At 35.8% G+C, this 16,857-nt stretch carries 16 protein-coding genes, 1 pseudogene and 1 riboswitch; of the genes and pseudogenes, 10 read left to right on the forward strand and 7 right to left on the reverse strand.

The features are described from left to right. Window positions 1-61: 61 nt before the first annotated feature. A complete protein-coding gene (locus FHY47_RS12790; protein ID WP_066101987.1) occupies window positions 62-1,351 on the reverse strand; it encodes an NCS2 family permease in 1,290 nt (429 codons plus the stop codon). 122 nt (window positions 1,352-1,473) lie between these two features. Between FHY47_RS12790 and FHY47_RS12795 the strand changes: the two genes are divergently transcribed. After that, window positions 1,474-2,391 (forward strand): LysR family transcriptional regulator, encoded by a 918-nt coding sequence (locus FHY47_RS12795; RefSeq protein WP_148630820.1) that lies wholly within the window; start codon window positions 1,474-1,476, stop codon window positions 2,389-2,391. Window positions 2,392-2,508: 117 nt separating this feature from the next. Beyond that, window positions 2,509-3,732, forward strand: coding sequence for an aminopeptidase (locus FHY47_RS12800; RefSeq protein WP_066101980.1), 1,224 nt, complete (start codon window positions 2,509-2,511; stop codon window positions 3,730-3,732). A gap of 161 nt (window positions 3,733-3,893) precedes the next feature. Here FHY47_RS12800 and FHY47_RS12805 read toward each other — a convergent pair whose 3' ends face one another. The 3 genes and pseudogenes from FHY47_RS12805 to FHY47_RS12810 form a co-directional block, all read right to left on the reverse strand. Next, entirely contained in the window at window positions 3,894-4,133 is a 240-nt protein-coding gene (locus FHY47_RS12805) for a hypothetical protein (protein WP_148630822.1), read from the reverse strand. Between the two features lie 80 nt (window positions 4,134-4,213). Continuing rightward, window positions 4,214-4,429, reverse strand: a pseudogene (locus FHY47_RS19290) (hypothetical protein); the annotation flags it as partial. Between the two features lie 47 nt (window positions 4,430-4,476). Then, window positions 4,477-4,683: a hypothetical protein gene (locus FHY47_RS12810; protein WP_066101973.1), complete on the reverse strand. Its 207-nt coding sequence runs from the start codon at window positions 4,681-4,683 to the stop codon at window positions 4,477-4,479. Between the two features lie 167 nt (window positions 4,684-4,850). Here FHY47_RS12810 and FHY47_RS12815 point away from each other — a divergent pair, with 167 nt between their 5' ends. Further along, on the forward strand, window positions 4,851-5,948 hold the full coding sequence (locus FHY47_RS12815) for an AI-2E family transporter (protein WP_148630824.1): 1,098 nt from the start codon (window positions 4,851-4,853) through the stop codon (window positions 5,946-5,948). Window positions 5,949-6,134: 186 nt separating this feature from the next. Here FHY47_RS12815 and FHY47_RS12820 read toward each other — a convergent pair whose 3' ends face one another. Continuing rightward, on the reverse strand, window positions 6,135-7,496 hold the full coding sequence (locus FHY47_RS12820) for a hemolysin family protein (protein ID WP_077247972.1): 1,362 nt from the start codon (window positions 7,494-7,496) through the stop codon (window positions 6,135-6,137). Between the two features lie 474 nt (window positions 7,497-7,970). Between FHY47_RS12820 and FHY47_RS18990 the strand changes: the two genes are divergently transcribed. The 4 genes from FHY47_RS18990 (at window position 7,971) to FHY47_RS12835 (ending at window position 11,382) form a co-directional block, all read left to right on the forward strand. Then, window positions 7,971-8,141, forward strand: coding sequence for a hypothetical protein (locus FHY47_RS18990; protein ID WP_175354230.1), 171 nt, complete (start codon window positions 7,971-7,973; stop codon window positions 8,139-8,141). A 349-nt stretch (window positions 8,142-8,490) separates the two neighbouring features. Next, on the forward strand, window positions 8,491-9,750 hold the full coding sequence (locus tag FHY47_RS12825) for a dicarboxylate/amino acid:cation symporter (protein ID WP_066101967.1): 1,260 nt from the start codon (window positions 8,491-8,493) through the stop codon (window positions 9,748-9,750). A 64-nt stretch (window positions 9,751-9,814) separates the two neighbouring features. After that, window positions 9,815-9,915, forward strand: a riboswitch (TPP riboswitch). Window positions 9,916-10,028: 113 nt separating this feature from the next. Further along, window positions 10,029-10,619: an energy-coupled thiamine transporter ThiT gene (thiT, locus tag FHY47_RS12830; protein WP_066101964.1), complete on the forward strand. Its 591-nt coding sequence runs from the start codon at window positions 10,029-10,031 to the stop codon at window positions 10,617-10,619. 301 nt (window positions 10,620-10,920) lie between these two features. After that, window positions 10,921-11,382 carry a helix-turn-helix domain-containing protein gene (locus FHY47_RS12835; RefSeq protein ID WP_066101963.1) on the forward strand — a complete coding sequence of 154 codons (462 nt, stop codon included), beginning with the start codon at window positions 10,921-10,923 and terminating at the stop codon, window positions 11,380-11,382. A gap of 152 nt (window positions 11,383-11,534) precedes the next feature. Here FHY47_RS12835 and FHY47_RS12840 read toward each other — a convergent pair whose 3' ends face one another. Then, window positions 11,535-12,035: a universal stress protein gene (locus FHY47_RS12840; RefSeq protein ID WP_066101960.1), complete on the reverse strand. Its 501-nt coding sequence runs from the start codon at window positions 12,033-12,035 to the stop codon at window positions 11,535-11,537. A gap of 300 nt (window positions 12,036-12,335) precedes the next feature. Between FHY47_RS12840 and FHY47_RS18995 the strand changes: the two genes are divergently transcribed. Together FHY47_RS18995 and FHY47_RS12845 are read left to right on the forward strand one after the other, a co-directional pair. Further along, window positions 12,336-12,500, forward strand: a complete 165-nt coding sequence (locus tag FHY47_RS18995; RefSeq protein WP_175354229.1) for a hypothetical protein — start codon at window positions 12,336-12,338, stop codon at window positions 12,498-12,500. A 111-nt stretch (window positions 12,501-12,611) separates the two neighbouring features. After that, entirely contained in the window at window positions 12,612-14,609 is a 1,998-nt protein-coding gene (locus tag FHY47_RS12845; RefSeq protein WP_148630826.1) for a transglycosylase domain-containing protein, read from the forward strand. A 100-nt stretch (window positions 14,610-14,709) separates the two neighbouring features. Here the strand turns inward: FHY47_RS12845 and FHY47_RS12850 are convergent, their stop codons facing one another. Then, a complete protein-coding gene (locus FHY47_RS12850) occupies window positions 14,710-15,006 on the reverse strand; it encodes an HPr family phosphocarrier protein (protein ID WP_066101953.1) in 297 nt (98 codons plus the stop codon). Window positions 15,007-15,433: 427 nt separating this feature from the next. Here FHY47_RS12850 and fumC point away from each other — a divergent pair, with 427 nt between their 5' ends. Then, the gene (gene fumC, locus FHY47_RS12855; RefSeq protein ID WP_148630828.1) at window positions 15,434-16,822 is read left to right on the forward strand and encodes a class II fumarate hydratase; all 1,389 of its coding nucleotides are present in this window, start codon (window positions 15,434-15,436) and stop codon (window positions 16,820-16,822) included. Window positions 16,823-16,857: the final 35 nt, after the last annotated feature.

The following is a 16,857-nucleotide window of genomic DNA, read 5'->3' on the forward strand; positions in this document are numbered from 1 at the left end:
TTCAAAATTTAATTAACATTAAAAAACCGGACAGCCATCTCACACCTGTCCGGTTTTTTTGTTATATCGAAGTATATTGAAAGACAAAATTGAGCGTAAATAAAAGAGCGATAATATAAAGTGGTACTGAAACATCGCGCTTTTTCCCTATAAATAGCTTAATTAATGGATAAGCTATGAAACCAATAGCCATTCCGTTGGCAATGCTGAATGTCAATGGTATTAAAACAATTACCAATAAAGCAGGGAAGCTTTCAGTTAAGTCATTTAAATCGATTTCTGCGATATTTTGAATCATTAATGCCCCAATTAAAATCAAAATAGGGGATATAGCTGCATTTGGAATGATTTTAATTATAGGTAATAAAAACAATGAAGCTAAAAAAAACAAACCTGTAGTCACTGCAGTTAAACCGGTACGTCCGCCTGCTGTAATTCCAGCAGCTGTTTCGACAGTGGCAACAGTTGGGCTAGATCCAAATATACCGCATGTCAGGACAGATATAGCATTCGCTTTAAGTGCTTTATTATTTTTTTCTGGTTGCTTAATTGATGCGGTATGCGCATGAATTAAACCAATATTTTCAAAGGTTACAACCATGGCCATTGAAAAAGAAGTTAACAGAAAACCGATTGAGAAGATATTGGTAAATGACATGGCTCCAAAAACTTCTCCATACGAGTTAAATGATGGTTGAGTCCATTCAAACCCATCAAGGTTTACCACTCCAAGAAAGATGGCCAGGATGGTGATGATAGCGACACTGATTAGGAGATTTCCAGGAATATTACGAGTAAATAGAATAAAGGTAATTATAAGACCAAGAATGGTTAACAAGGTTTCCGCATTTGTTAAGTCACCAAGAGCAACAATAGTTTCAGGTGAGGAAACGATAATTCCGCTTTGCTCAAACCCTATAAACATTAATAAAATTCCAATCCCAACTGTAATTCCTGCTTTTAAGGAATGCGGGATTGCTTCAGTAATTTTTTTAGCTAACGGTGTGAACGCAATAAGCATGAAAAGCACACCTGAAAGAAAAACAATTCCAAGTGCTTCCTGCCAGCTATAGTTACCATTGATAACAATTGTATATGTGAACATTGCGTTAATTCCCATGCCCGGGACGACGATGATGGGAGTATTACTCCAAAGTCCCATAATCATGCAACCGAATACACAGGTAAGTATAGTTCCGATCATAGCTGCGTCATATGGTATTCCGGCTTCTGATAGGATTTTGGAATTGACAATTACGATATAAACAATGGTGATAAAAGAAATAAAGCCAGCGAGGATTTCACGTTTTATGGTAGTACCGTGCGCATCCAATTTAAATAATTTTTCCATGATGTGTCGTTCTCCTTTTTAAAAAGCTACCTTCCCATGCTATCATTGTGTGTAATATATGAAAAATATTTATTTTGTATGATAAGTATATCTTTTTGATATAACGGAAATGAGGACAGGATATGGATATAAAACAGTTACGCTATTTTGTAGCCATTGCAGAAGAAAAACAAATTACTAGAGCGGCAAAACGATTGCATATGGCTCAGCCGCCGCTCAGTCAACAATTAAAGAGAATGGAAGATGAATTAGAAGTTGTCCTTTTTAATAGGAAAGGAAACACTCTTGAATTAACTCAGGCAGGAGCCTCTCTCTATCAAAAAGCAGTGGATATCATTAGAGTATTTGAAGAAATGATAACTGAAACGAAAGAAGTGGTGGAAGGATTAAGTGGTAATCTCCGCATTGGAGTAAATACATTTTCTGATTATCAATTAGCAGGTTATCTAAATGACTTTCATCAAAAATATCCTAATGTTTATTACACCGTTTATCAAGGGAATTCAGTGGAATTGACGAAAATGATTAAGGAGGGGCTGCTTGACATTGGATATGTCATCTTTCCAATTGAGTCTCATGAGGTGAATATACTGCCCATTAAAACAGAGCCATTTGTTTATTTAACAAATGAAAAAATAGAGAGCTCTGAAACAATCGTTTCTTTAAAAAGCATTAGTAAAAAACCATTAATTCTACCAAGCAATGAAGGATTAGGAATCTACAAAATGATTGTCAGTGAATTCTCAAGGCTGCACATAAAACCGTTAGTGAAAAGCGAATGCTCAGACATCAAGCTATTACTTCAATTGGTAAAGCAGGGATTTGGGGTCACTGTTGTACCGGAATCAGTTGTAAAGACATATGATACACACCAATTATACAGTTATCAGCTTCAAGAAAAAGATTTAACATCTACGGTGGGTGTTATTTGGTCCAAAGAAAGATATCTGGCAAAGACAGTGGAAAATTTCCTGAGTATGATTAAACAAAGAACAGCGGGAAGTCCAGTTACTGAATCAAGTGATAATAACCAGTATTGATAAAGGTATTCTCTTTTTTTATAATTTTCAAAAAAACCAATTCGTTCAACTGTGTATTCCAACAAGGAGTGGTAAAATAGTAACGAATGGGAATGATGTTTTAAAGGAGCTGAAAGAATGAATTTTGAACAAAAATTAAACAAATATGCAGAATTGGTTGTTAAAGTGGGAGTCAATATTCAAGAAGGGCAAATTTTGGTAATCTCATCCTCAATTGAATCAGCATCGTTTACACGCCAAGTTGTTAAAAAAGCTTATGAAGCCGGTGCAAAGCATGTATACGTGGATTGGGCTGATGAAGAGGTTAGCAGAATCAAATATGAATTGGCTCCAGATGAAGCCTTTAATGAATTTCCGCAATGGATAGTGGCTCAACGAGAGGAGTTGGTAGAAAAAGGTGGTGCTTTCCTATCAATTGTTTCTCAGAGTCCTGACCTATTAAAAGGAATCGATCCGAATCGAATTGCTAGCTTTCAAAAAGCGGCAGGCACTGCATTAAATAAATTTAGACAAGCTACACAATCTGATAAAGTGAGCTGGTGTGTAACAGCTGCTGCAGGGAAGGCCTGGGCTGACAAGATTTTCCCTGATTCCGAAAACAGTGTGGAATTACTTTGGGATGCGATTTTTAAAGCAGTCCGAGTAGATAGTGAGGATCCAGTTGCTGCTTGGAAGGAACACGATGAAACCCTGCGTACAAAAGCAGACTATTTAAATTCAAAAAAATATAAAGTTCTTCATTATAAAGCGCCAGGAACAGATTTATCCATTGAGCTGTCTGATAAACATATATGGTGCGGAGCCGGTAGTGTGAATTCAAAAGGTATATCGTTTATGGCTAATATGCCAACAGAGGAAGTCTTTACGGTTCCTTATAAAGAAGGCGTGAATGGAACTGTTACAAGCACGAAGCCTTTAAGCTATGGCGGAAATGTCATTAACAATTTCACGTTAACATTTGAAAAAGGAAAAGTTGTAGATGTAAAGGCAGAAACAGGTGAGAATGTTCTTAAGAATCTTCTTGACTCTGATGAAGGATCTCGCTATCTTGGTGAAGTTGCCCTAGTACCTCATCAGTCACCAATCTCTGATACAAATATTTTATTCTATAATACTCTCTTTGATGAAAATGCATCCAATCACTTGGCTATTGGCTCAGGCTATGCTTTTTGTCTTGAAGGAGGCAAAGAGATGAATGAAGATCAATTAGCGAATGATGGTGTCAATATAAGTATTAATCATGTTGATTTTATGATTGGTTCTGCTGAAATGGACATTGATGGAGAATTGGCGGATGGAACAAAAGAACCTATTTTCCGAAAAGGGAATTGGGCGTTCTAAACAAAGCTGGAGATAGAGCCGGAACATAAAAGTTCCGGTTTATTTGTATTAGTTCTTTTCTAATAGTATATTGCTGATATCTCAATAAAAAAAGACAGCTTTTGTGCTGTCATTACTTTGTTTGAAGCCCCTAGCTAGCATACTAAAAAATATATTAAATTTTATTTAAGATTTTTTTCAATTCGGTCAAGACGTTGTTTAGTCTCCTGTATATCTGTTTCTATCAGCTTTAGTTTTTGCTCAACCATTTTACTGTTAGTTAGATAACGCTTAAAAATCTTAACAATATATATAATAGCGATAATAATTAAAATCATTACCGCCAATAGAAAAAAAGGTAAAACATTCGTAAAGATATCTACAAAATTCGATGTTTCCACCTCTGGCTTTACTGTTTCCACTATAGTGTCACTCCTTTACATAGTATTTTTCTATAAGTCCATTAATTCTACATTAAACATTGTTATGGATTAACCTCACTTCAACCTGAGTTACTCTTTCTATGATCCCAAAGGGTTAAAATTTCTTTCTCAATTTCCTGCGTAATATCATATGCACCTTTAGATTTGTTAGAACATATTACGGCTGTGATTGACATCTTAGGATAAAATGCCGAATGGAAACTAACTCCCGGGTCATAACTCATAATATGATATTTGAAAATCTCATCATTATGTTTCTCTATCCATACTCCGTAATAGCTGGTGAATTGTTATACCCTTTTCAAAGTTCGGGAATTGAATATTAAGACAATCTTCTAATTTCATCTCCCATTTCTGTGTTTTGGTTCTTATGGTTGTTTATGCTTAGTGAAAAAGCTGAACAAAGCAAAAATATGAATGCTAACCCAACTCCAACTAACATTGAATATCCGAAAATGTTTTTTAGCGCCATACCACCTGCGATACTTGCAACAAATAGCAACAGAAACATCACTGTGTAGTTCTTCAATTTAAACACCGCCTTACCAATATTATACAACAATCAGTAGGAAAACAGATTTTTATAAAAAGTATGACATCTAATGTATTAAAACATTATATTAATGGGAATGTTTTTTCTAACGAATAAATACGATATAATGGGGAATAACCGAATATGAGGAGAGGAGGATACAATTGAAATCAAAATTACATTTTTGGACATTGGAAATCTTGTTACTGTTATTGATTATATTCGTAAGTACAAAAATTTCCTTCTTATTTAATCCGATTGGGATCTTCATATCTACGCTTTTTTTCCCAATTTTGATTTCAGGATTTCTGTTTTATTTATTAAATCCACTTTTAAAATTTATGATAAAGCGGAAAGTACCAAAAATCATTGGAATCTTGATCGTATACATAGCCCTGATTGGTTTATTTATATTTGGTGGAGCAACAGTTGGGCCAATCGTTTCGAATCAAATAACAGATATAGTCGAGAATACGCCTAAAATCATTGATGATATTGGAAGAATCATTGAGGATGCATCTGATTCCCCTTTGGTTAATTATGTAATTCAACAGGATATAGTTAAAATAGACGAACTGAAGGACAGATTGCTTGAATTCACAACCACTGTGACAAAGAATATAACGACTGGAGTCTCGGTCGTCTTCTCCTTTATCACAAATCTGACATTAATTATCATAACAGTTCCGTTCATCCTGTTTTATATGTTGAAGGATGGGAATAAACTTCCCAATGCAATCATGAGATTTTTACCATCTTCTTTTAGGAAAGAAGGAATGGTTATTATTCAGGAAACCTCTGAGACATTGGCAAGCTATATACAGGGACAAATTATTGTCTGTATTTTTGTCGGTACGTGTTGTTTTATCGGTTTCTTAATACTGGATTTACCATATGCACTGACGCTGGGATTAGTAATTGCAATTACAAACATTATTCCTTATGTAGGCCCGTTTATTGGGGCTGCACCGGCAGTGGTAGTCGGTCTATTCCAATCGCCGCTAACAGCTATTTTGGTCATCTTAGTGATTGTAATAGTTCAACAAATTGATGGTAATCTGATTTCTCCGTTGATTATTGGGAAATCACTTAATATTCATCCATTGACCATTATCTTGATATTATTGGTTGCAGGAAGTTTAGCTGGTATAATGGGGATGATATTAGCCGTGCCGACCTATGCTGTTGTAAAAACGATCACCAAAAATATTGTAAGGCTCTATAGATTGTATAAGACGAAAACGACTGTTATAACCGAGTAATGATTGAGCAGGACCTGTTAAGGTTCTGCTTAATTTTGTTTTCCTGAAGTAAATAAGCTAGCTCGAAAGGATCTTGTAGCTAATCAGGAAAAGAGGCATACATTATAAAAACCGCTTCTCTAAGGAAATTAAATTCCAATTTGGAGAAGCGGTTTGTTGGTTGGTGTTCTATAAATAATTTAAATATTAAGAGAAGAGGACATTATCTTCTTCAGCGACGTTTTTTTGTGGTATACCGATTATCTGATATTCTTTAACCTTTTGCTTAATTTCAACATAATGGATATGATGGTCTTCCATATCGATGATGGTTACTTCATATCCTTCGAGGTCAATCGTATCCCCCAACTTGGCATCATAATTTTCGGTTAGAACCCATCCGCCGATTGTATCAATATCTGAGTCATCCAAATTAGTTCCAAGCAAGTCATTAATTTCACTGATAAGTACTTTTGAATCAACGATATAGGAGCCGTCTGGATTTTTACGAATCTCAGGTATCTCGTCAGCATCGAATTCGTCGCGGATTTCTCCAACAATTTCTTCAACTATATCTTCAATAGTGACTAAACCTGAAGTTCCGCCATACTCATCCATCAGAACAGCCATGTGAATGCGTTCAGTTTGCATCTTGACTAATAAGTCATGAATCGGCATGGTATCTAAGACACGGATTATCGGCCTAATGTAGGGATCAAGGGTGACAGTTGTCACCTGTTTATGCTGGACGATATCTGTCAGTATTTCTTTTACATTTACTAATCCAATGATGTGATCCTTATCTCCATCAATAATAGGATAACGAGTGAATTTCTCAGCATGAAATACATCAATAAATTCCTTTACGAGGTCATCTTTTGATAAGGAAATCATTTCTGTTCGTGGTACCATAATTTCTTTTGCAATTCGGTTATCAAATTCAAATATATTGTTCACATATTTAAACTCAGATTGATTAATTTCGCCGCTCTTCAAACTCTCAGACAAAATAATTTGCAGTTCTTCTTCTGTATGTGCAATCTCATATTTTGATGCGGGTTCAACTCCGACTGATTTGGCAATCAGCCTTGCTGACCCGTTAAGAGCCCATATAAAAGGATACATGATTTTATAGAAAGTCATAAGTGGCTTTGAAGTAAGAAGAGCAATTGATTCCGCTTTTTGAATGGCAACAGTCTTTGGTGCCAATTCACCAATGACTACGTGAATAAATGTAATTAACATAAAAGAGAGAATGATGGTCAGTGTTTTGGCAACAGCATCCGGTAATGTCAAGAATGATATTACTGGAGATATGATAGTGGCAAAGGTTTCTTCTCCGATCCAGCCAAGTGCCAGTGCTGTCATCGTTATGCCAAGCTGACAGGCAGACAAGTATTCATCCAGATTTGTGATGATTTTTTTTGTACTTATTGCCTTTTTATTTCCTTCTTCAAGTAATTGATCTATCCGTGAAGAACGAATTTTAACAATTGCGAACTCCGATGCAACAAAAAATGCGGTTAATGCAATCAAAATGGCTATAAAAACCAAATTCCATATGTCCAATAAATTTCCTTTAACCGTTTATGACGGTCAAGGAGTCACCTCCTGTAGTAATAAGCTGCTATCAGCTAAATGGTTTAAATATAAAAGATCGACTATATGAATGTTTTTGGTCATCAACTTCCCATGTGAATCACCCCTTGGATTATAAAAGAGAAGTATTTGAAAAAGAGTTATTACTATCCATTATATTAAATTTATAAATGAATAGCATTTGTTTTTATTCCTAATTTAATAATTTGACTATATTTTCAATAAATATGAAATTTGGGACTATCTTTTTTTCAGCAATTTAGTAAAATTTAAGTTGTGGAATTATTTACATAAGTAACATAATTATAGTGTTATTTACATAAAATCAGTTAGTAAATAAAACAGATATAAATGTCAAATAAAATGCTTGTATTTTGGTTTGAGGGATTAATATAAGGGTATATTTGTATGGATTAGTATAAATTAGAGGTGGAGATAGTGTGTATGGATATCGTATCTAAATTTAAGGTGCAGGGAGTTATCATTGAAAAGACAAAATCACGTAATGAAATATTTTCAAATGTATTTATTTCAGGGTTCTCTGATTTGGGTCATGAATTAATGGCTGAGGAAGCATCTGAGTCCAAGAAGGAAGTAGAACTAAAAAGTCATTAATCAATCTCATACATACATATTAGTTAAAAATACGATCATTTCACAGAAGACGCATGTATGCGTCTTTTTTTGCTGTTGTATGAGGATATGCAGAAAAGACGGAAATATAAAAATTTATATTTATGTGATCAAGGGACAAAACGAGGAAAAACAGGCCCTCACTCAAGCTAAGAGTAAGATTGTACACACCTCCCTGTAATTCTTTCCATTGTCATCTTAGGAATAATCTACTATTATTATATAGAAATAAGAAAAACCATTCTAATTTGTGGGGTGTTTTTTCGTTAAATTCTCCTTTTATGTGGAGTATAGTAGATTTTTTCTAATAGATAATTGAAGGAGGGCATCTATGAACCTTACAGTTAAAATTATATTAGGATTGTTTTTTGGTGCGATTGTTGGATTGATGCTTAACATTTTTTCACCTCAATCATTTGAAATCTTAAATGCTTTAGTATTTTCACCAATCGGCAGTCTGTTCATTAACGCTATTACCATGCTGGTTGTTCCTATTGTACTTATCTCAATTACTCTAGGTACGGCGGGTTTAGGGGATCCTAAAAAACTCGGCAGAATTGGTGGTAAAACCATTCTTTATTTTCTTTCAACGACTGCATTTGCTATCACAATTGGTATATTCCTGGCCTTAGTCATTAAACCAGGGAACGGAGGTAATTTTGATATTGCCTCAGCTGAATATACAGCCACTACAGCCCCTTCTATAACTGAAACTCTCATTAATATCATTCCAAAGAATCCAATTCAGGCAATGGCGGATGGAAATATGCTTCAGGTAATTGTAATGTCTATTTTCTTTGGGATCGCAATTACGGCTCTTGGAGAAAAAACAAAAGGTATTATCAACCTTTTGGAGCAAGGTAATGAAGTACTGATGTATTTAGTTAACCTAATTATGAAGGCAGCACCTTATGCAACATTTGCCTTAATAGCAACTGCTGTCGGAAGCCAAGGTCTTCCGGCTATTAAAAATATGGGTCTTTATATGATCGTAGTTCTTTTGGCATTATTGGCTCATACAATTGTCATATACGGGGGAGCGATTGCAATATTCGCGAAACGTAATCCAATAGAGTTTTTCAAAAAGTTTTTCCCAGCTATGACAGTCGGGTTTAGTACTTCGTCGAGCAGTGCAACTTTGCCGGTAGCTATGGAGCTTACACAAAAAGAGCTGAATGTACCAAAAAGTATCAGCAGCTTTGTGCAGCCGCTTGGCGCTACCATTAATATGGATGGAACTGCTATTATGCAAGGGGTTGCTACTGTATTTATTGCCCAGGCATATAGTGTGGACCTTACAATGACGCAATTAATTACTGTCATCCTGACAGCTGTTCTTGCAAGTATTGGAACAGCAGGTGTGCCGGGTGTAGGATTAATCATGTTGACTATGGTTCTTGGCCAGGTTGGCCTTCCAGTTGAGGGTGTAGGTTTGATCCTCGGTATTGATCGCTTACTTGATATGACGAGAACAGCAGTTAATATTACTGGAGATGCATCTTGTGCTGTAATTATTGCCGAATCTGAAAAGAAACGTGAAGAAAAAGAAGATAAAGCAGATACAATAAAAATAGAAGAAATGACTGCTTAGTTAGATTTGGATTAATAATACTTGCTAATGTATGGAAAAATTAGTACGATGTAAGAAATGAATAGTATTCCACAAGGGGAGCCTATGGCTGAGAGTGAACGATCGAGTTCTGACCCTTCGAACCTGTTAGTTAGCACTAGCGTAGGAATGTGGCTGAATGAATGTAATGTAAGCAATGCGAGCCATTTTTGTGCGAGCATTGCTTTTTTGCATTTTTGGATGCCCGATCAAGATGGAGGTTACGATTCAGGAGCTCTTGATTAGAAAGGGGAAGTAAGATGAGAAACAAACGATTATTATTTATGGTGGAGATTGCTGTTTTTTCTGCTTTGGCATTTATTTTTGATTTGTTGGCCACTGTTGTATCTTTTAGTTTATGGCCGCAGGGTGGCAGCGTGTCAATCGCTATGGTACCTGTTTTTTTAATGGCTTATCGATGGGGTGTTAAAGGTGGCGTAACCACAGGATTACTGTTGGGTTTGCTACAAATTCTATCAGGAACTGCTTATATCATGCATCCTGTACAAGGTTTTCTCGATTATATTGTCGCTTATACGGTTGTTGGCTTAGCTGGGATTGTATTTAAATATGCAGATAGAGAACGAATTGGCAAAAAGGATATTAAAACATCAGGTATTATTGTTTTAGGAATACTACTGGGAAGTACGATGCGTTTTTTTGCACACTTTATTGCTGGAATGGTTTTCTTTGGAACTGGCGCAGCAGATGGCCAATCAGTCGCAGTTTTCTCATTGTTTTATAATTTATCCTATATGCTGCCAAGTGTTATTGTAAGCGGAATGGTAATGATGCTATTATTTGCAGCAGCACCACGGGTTATCTTGCGGAAATCTGTACATCATTCCTAAAAAGATTAATAATTTGAATTTAGGGCTCTCGACATAGTCGAAAGTCTTTTTGAGTTTTTCTCATTCCATGTACTTGAACCCGACCCATCTTGGCTTCGCTCCTGAAAGAGTTATAGTTCTATCGTCCTTTTTAATTAATAGAAAGCAGTTTTTTGTAAAAAGAAGAAGAGAATATAAAAAAATTAGTAAATTTATACATAATAATACCTATCTTCCATTTATTTCTATTATAATGATAGTAGTGAACATTAAATTTGGAGTATAAATATTATATTTTATATTGATGGGAAGTGGGATGATTATGAGTAAGGATGAAATTATTCGTCTAATATCTGAACGTATGCGATTAATCCGTGTGGAAGTTGATTATACACAAGACAAGATGGCCGAAATAATCGGTATTTCTAAAAAAACATTGGTACAAATTGAAAAAGAGCGTAATGAAGCAAGCTGGACTACTGTCGTGGCTGTCGTTTCATTATTTCGTGAAACATTAACAGTGCAGACTTTATTTGGCGGGGACCCTCTCGAGGTCATTGAAACGGTTTCAAGAGAAAGAATTGATTACAGGAAAGAAAAAATGCTTGGCGGTAAGGTATGGTGGAAAGATATTCTTAATGATGGCGGGTATGTTCTGCAGCAAAATATGATTAGTGAGCACTATCGTATTTTAGATGGGGATCAGTATCGAATCTATAGTTCATTAAACGAGAATGATGCACATAATAAATATAAAGAATTGGTTAATAAAGTGTTGCAATAATACTCTGATATTGAGAGATTCCTGTTGAACGTACGTGTGTATGAAGTTGCCTGGAATGTCTCTTTTTTTAGATTTGGATTTTCTAGCAAAATAAATGGCCTCCTTTTGCTCTCTATGAGGCAGGAGGCCTTATATAGTTAAGGAACAATTAATTATTTTGCCACTAACACAGGACATGAGGCATTTTTAATGATTTTTTCAGAGATATTGCCGAGAAACAATTTACGAAGACCGGTAGTGCTGCTATTGCCGACAATAATTAAATCGACTCCCTCTTTTTCAGCATATTGAAGAATCATATCATCAATTGTCCCTTCAAGTACTACAAAATGTGAATGGATAAGATTATTACCTTCCAAGCTGTTTACATAGCGTTCAATTTCCTCAAGTCGATTGTTATTCGCAGAGTTATTGTTTATTAAAGAATTAGTTTCTGGAACGATTGCCTGCCCCTGGCTGGAGTCTGCGTAAAATGTGCTATTGGTTGAGGCTACAAATGTATTCTCAGGAATTAATCCTTCATTATTTTCTTCATAAACATAAACTACTGATAATAAGGAGTTCTCTTTACTCTTACAAAAATTTAATCCCATTGATAAACCCAATTTAGCCGAATCTGAGCCGTCGAACGCCACCAATATATGGTTAAACATATAACTCAGTCCCTTCATTTTATTTGCACTCGTTATTATTTATCCTTTATTTGGCTTTTGGAAACATCAGGCAAGGGAACCTGTCAATCCAATATCCTATATAGTGACCTTATGCCTTAAAAGAGTAGGTATGTTATTTTTGGGATAATTTGGAAAATTAGTCTTAATTTGTTGTGAAATAGGGTCAAATCAAGATTACCTATTTAGAAGTTCGAAAAATAGATAAATATGCCAAAAGACCAATGGTCATACCAGCAAATATCTTGTATTCTTGTATTATAGAAAAAAGAGGTGATGAGGATGTTAGATGAAAAACAACCCCAGGATATTCACCCAATTATTAAAAAATGCTTAACTCACTTGGATGTTTTGGGAGCAGATGTAAAATTAAAGCAAATTGTTTATATGTATATGGAAACATTGCATAAAGAAATTGGAAACTCGAATAATGAGATTAACAAGTGAAAGATATAGGTAAACCTAAAACAACTGTCTATCAGTTGTTTTTTATTTTTTGTGTATAATATGTAACAATGGATAGAAATTTAGTTGATTTTTAGAGAGGATGAGAATTGGATGGGTTATAAGTTTTTAAAAATATTTGACCATTCTCGTTTAGTACACATTCTTCTGCTTGGTCTATCGTTCATAGCCCTTATCATAAGTTCATTCCTTTATCTGCTCTTAAATCAGGAAGTTGATTTGTCTCATCTGAAAACTGAGCTTATGCAGCCAACCATCATTTATGATATGGATGGAGAAGAGGCTAGTAAAATTTCAGCAAATAAGACAGAAGGGGTTTCAATTAATCAGATTCCAGAGCATGTGATTGATGCTGTTATATCAATAGAAGACCGACGTTTTTATGAACATAGTGGGATTGATTATATAGGGATTATTCGAGCAGCATATGAGAATTTCACTGCAGGAACTGTTGTTCAGGGTGGAAGTACTATCACGCAGCAACTAGCAAAAATAACACTTTTAACGCCTGAACAAACCTTGAAGAGAAAGCTGAAGGAGGTTTCGATAGCCAGCCAGATTGAACGTGAATACTCAAAAGATGAAATCATGGAGATGTATTTAAATCAAATTTATTTTGGGCATGGCGCTTGGGGAATTCAAAATGCCAGCAAAGTATATTTTGGAAAAGAAATCGAAAAGGTCAATCTATCTGAGGCAGCTTTGTTAGCTGGTTTAATACATGCTCCCTCTGTTCTGGATCCTTATAAAAACTTTGAGGCGGCAAAAAAAAGGCAAGAAGTAGTGTTGGTTCAGATGGAAAATAGTGGGTTTATTACGAGTGAAGAGAGGGAATCAGCAGCTGAAGAAGAAATAAGTTTCACAGAGTTAAGCGATCCCTTAAAAGGAATGTTTCCCTACTATGTTGACCAGGTGATTATGGAAGCTGACAAAACATATGGAATAAAGCAGGACGAGTTGTTAACAGGTGGATATAAAATATACACAGAACTAGATCAAGGTATGCAGGAAGATATGGAAGAAGTATATAAACAAGATGATTTGTTTGCAAAAGGTTCAAATGCAGATGAATTAGTACAAAGCAGTGCCGTTTTGCTTGATCCAAAGACTGGCGGTGTCAGAGCCCTTATTGGGGGAAGGGGAGAGCATGTTTTTCTTGGATATAACAGAGCGACACAATTAAAAGCCCAGCCAGGTTCAGTGATGAAGCCGCTCGCAGTTTATACACCTGCCCTTGAAAAAGGATATAAACCTACAGATTTGATTAAAGATACGGAGATGGAATTTGCAGGAGGTTATTCACCGAAGAATTATAATGATCAGTATGAAGGAGAAGTTCCGATGTTCGAGGCTGTGTATAAATCGAAAAATATCCCTGCAGTCTGGCTTTTGAATGAAATAGGCATACAAGCTGGAATGGATTATGCAGAGAAATTTGGCATTAAACTTGGAAAGAATGACCGAACACTGGGTCTTGCTTTAGGTGGGCTAAACGAGGGAGTATCTCCACTGCAGGTGGCTTCAGCCTATTCTGTATTTGCAAATGGAGGTGTACGTCAGGAAGCACACCTTATCCGGAAGATTGTAGATGCGAGCGGCAAAGAAGTTGCTGTCTTTAAAGGGAAAAAAATTAAAGTAACGACCAAGGAAGTAGCAAAAAATATGACTGCCATGCTAAAGGGTGTGGTTGATTATGAAGGTGGAACTGGAACAAATGCAAAGGTTGAAAATAGAGATATCGCTGGAAAAACAGGTTCAACTCAGGTAGATAATGTGTCTAGACAGGACGCGGTAAAGGACCAATGGTTTGTCGGTTATTCTCCCAACCTCGTTGGTGCCGTGTGGATGGGCTATGATAAAACAACAGCCAATCAGTATCTTTACAAAGATAAAATAAGCGGTGCAAATATTGTTTTTCAGGAAATCATGACAAAAGCCTTACAAAATGTCGAAAATCAAACATTTGATGTTCCAACAATAGATGATATGGAAAAGGAAGTAGAAAAGAACCGTTTTAAAAACTATTGGATTGAGCAAAAGGAAAAGATTCAGAAAAACTTTGATGAATGGATCAATCGCTGGAAAAATTAATTAAAAAATAAGTTGCCTTCCATATTCAATAGGAATGAAAAAAGCCCATTTGAAATCGTAAATTTTACGGTCTCAAATGGGCTTTTCTACTATGCTGTAATTAAGACATAGAGGGTGTTAACTCAGTATTTTCTGTCAGACATATTGTTTCGATTTGCTCAATTGCCCCTTGAGCATTTTCGCCTTTAACAAGGACTTTAACATGTGCATCCGTACCTAATGTTAGGAAAAAAGCTGTTAAAGAAGAAATATCCTTTACGTTAATTTCTTGTGTATTCCTTACCAATTTGATTGTTCCATTAAAGTTTTTCGCATATTGTGCTATACACATTAATTGTGGAAGTGTTATTTGTTTTTGAATGGAAAGTTCAGAAGAACCGATTTCATATTTTTGCATTTTGTCTCACCTTTTCCTCTGTTATTGAGCTAATTTATATACTATTTACCCTGTGTTAAATTAATTAAACAAAATATAGATAACGTGGGAAATTAATGATGGATTGGAATCAACATGAGTGATAGTCATAGAATTGTAAAATATTTTCATTTTTTAACCGGTCAGCCCAGAGTTAAATGTGCTATTTTTATCATTATAAGGATATGAGGAGGTAGGGAAAATGATTGATTATACTGTAACGCTTGCTATAGCTAGTATCATGACTTTAGGCTTTTTTATCGGGCACATGCTTTGGGATGCGTAAACCTAATATCTCCTAAAAGCTAACAGTCAAGGGGGCTAGATTTAAGCGCTATCATTTGACCATCTGCTATAATAGAGAGTATGTTCTTAATAGTAAGATAATACTTTATAGGGGATGATGAAGGTGGAATATCGGATTGAAAAAGATACGATGGGAGAAGTGCGTGTTCCAGCTGATAGCTATTGGGGGGCTCAAACAGAGCGTAGCCGCAACAATTTTAAAATTGGACAAGAATTAATGCCAATTGAGATTGTATATGCCTTTGCCCACCTAAAAAAAGCCGCTGCTTATTCCAATTTTGATTTAGGTAATTTATCGGAAGAAAAAAAGAATGCGATATCATACGTATGTGATGAGATTATCGCAGGAAATTTAAATAGTCAATTTCCTCTAAAAGTTTGGCAAACTGGAAGTGGAACCCAAAGCAATATGAATGTGAATGAAGTAGTAGCACGTAAAGGGAATGAATGGCTGGAGAATAATGGGTTTGAAGCAACGCTGCACCCTAATGATGATGTAAACATGTCTCAAAGCTCCAATGATACATACCCAACGGCTTTACATATTGCAGCTTATGAAACTATACATAAAAATGTTTTGCCTGAAATTATTGCTTTTAGGAAAGTACTTCAAGAAAAAGAGCAGGAGTTTATGGGAATTGTTAAAATTGGACGTACTCACCTGCAGGATGCTACACCATTAACACTTGGCCAGGAAATAAGCGGATGGAGATTCAGTTTTGAACGTTCAGAACAGATGATTAGGGAAAGTGCCGAGAAGCTGCTTAGCCTTGCGATAGGAGGTACTGCTGTTGGTACAGGCATTAATGCCCATCTCGAATTTGGGGATAAAACAGCGGGATATATATCTGAACAAACCGGTTATAACTTCATTTCTTCACCAAACAAATTTCATGCATTGACCAGCCATGATGAGATTGTTTATGCGCATGGTGCATTAAAAGCTTTGGCTATGGATGCGATGAAGGTGGCCAATGATATACGCTGGTTGGCAAGCGGCCCTCGCAGTGGTATTGGGGAGATTACCATTCCTGCAAATGAACCTGGGAGTTCGATTATGCCTGGTAAAGTAAATCCGACGCAAAGTGAAGCTTTAACAATGGTAGCTGTTCAAATATTGGGAAATGATACATCCATTGGATTTGCTGCAAGCCAGGGGAATTTCGAATTAAATGTATTTAAACCCGTGATTGCTTATAATTTCCTGCAATCTGCCAGATTATTGTCAGATTCGCTTAAATCCTTCAGGGTTAATTGCCTGGTTGGACTTGAGGCTAATATTGAAAGCATTCAAAAAAATGTAGAGTCCTCCCTTATGCTCGTAACGGCACTAAACCCGCATATAGGCTATGAGAAAGCAGCTGAAATTGCTAAGCTTGCCTTTAAAGATAACAGTACGTTAAAAGAAACAGCCTTGAAATTGGGTTATTTAACTGAGGAAGAATTTGATCAATGGGTAAATCCAAAAGATATGGTCAAACAAAAATCCTAAAAACATTCGTAACCCCCTTCCGAATTGTTCGGAAG

Origin of the sequence: Bacillus sp. E214 (genome assembly GCF_008087365.1) — a bacterium.
GTDB lineage: Bacteria > Bacillota > Bacilli > Bacillales > Pradoshiaceae > Pradoshia.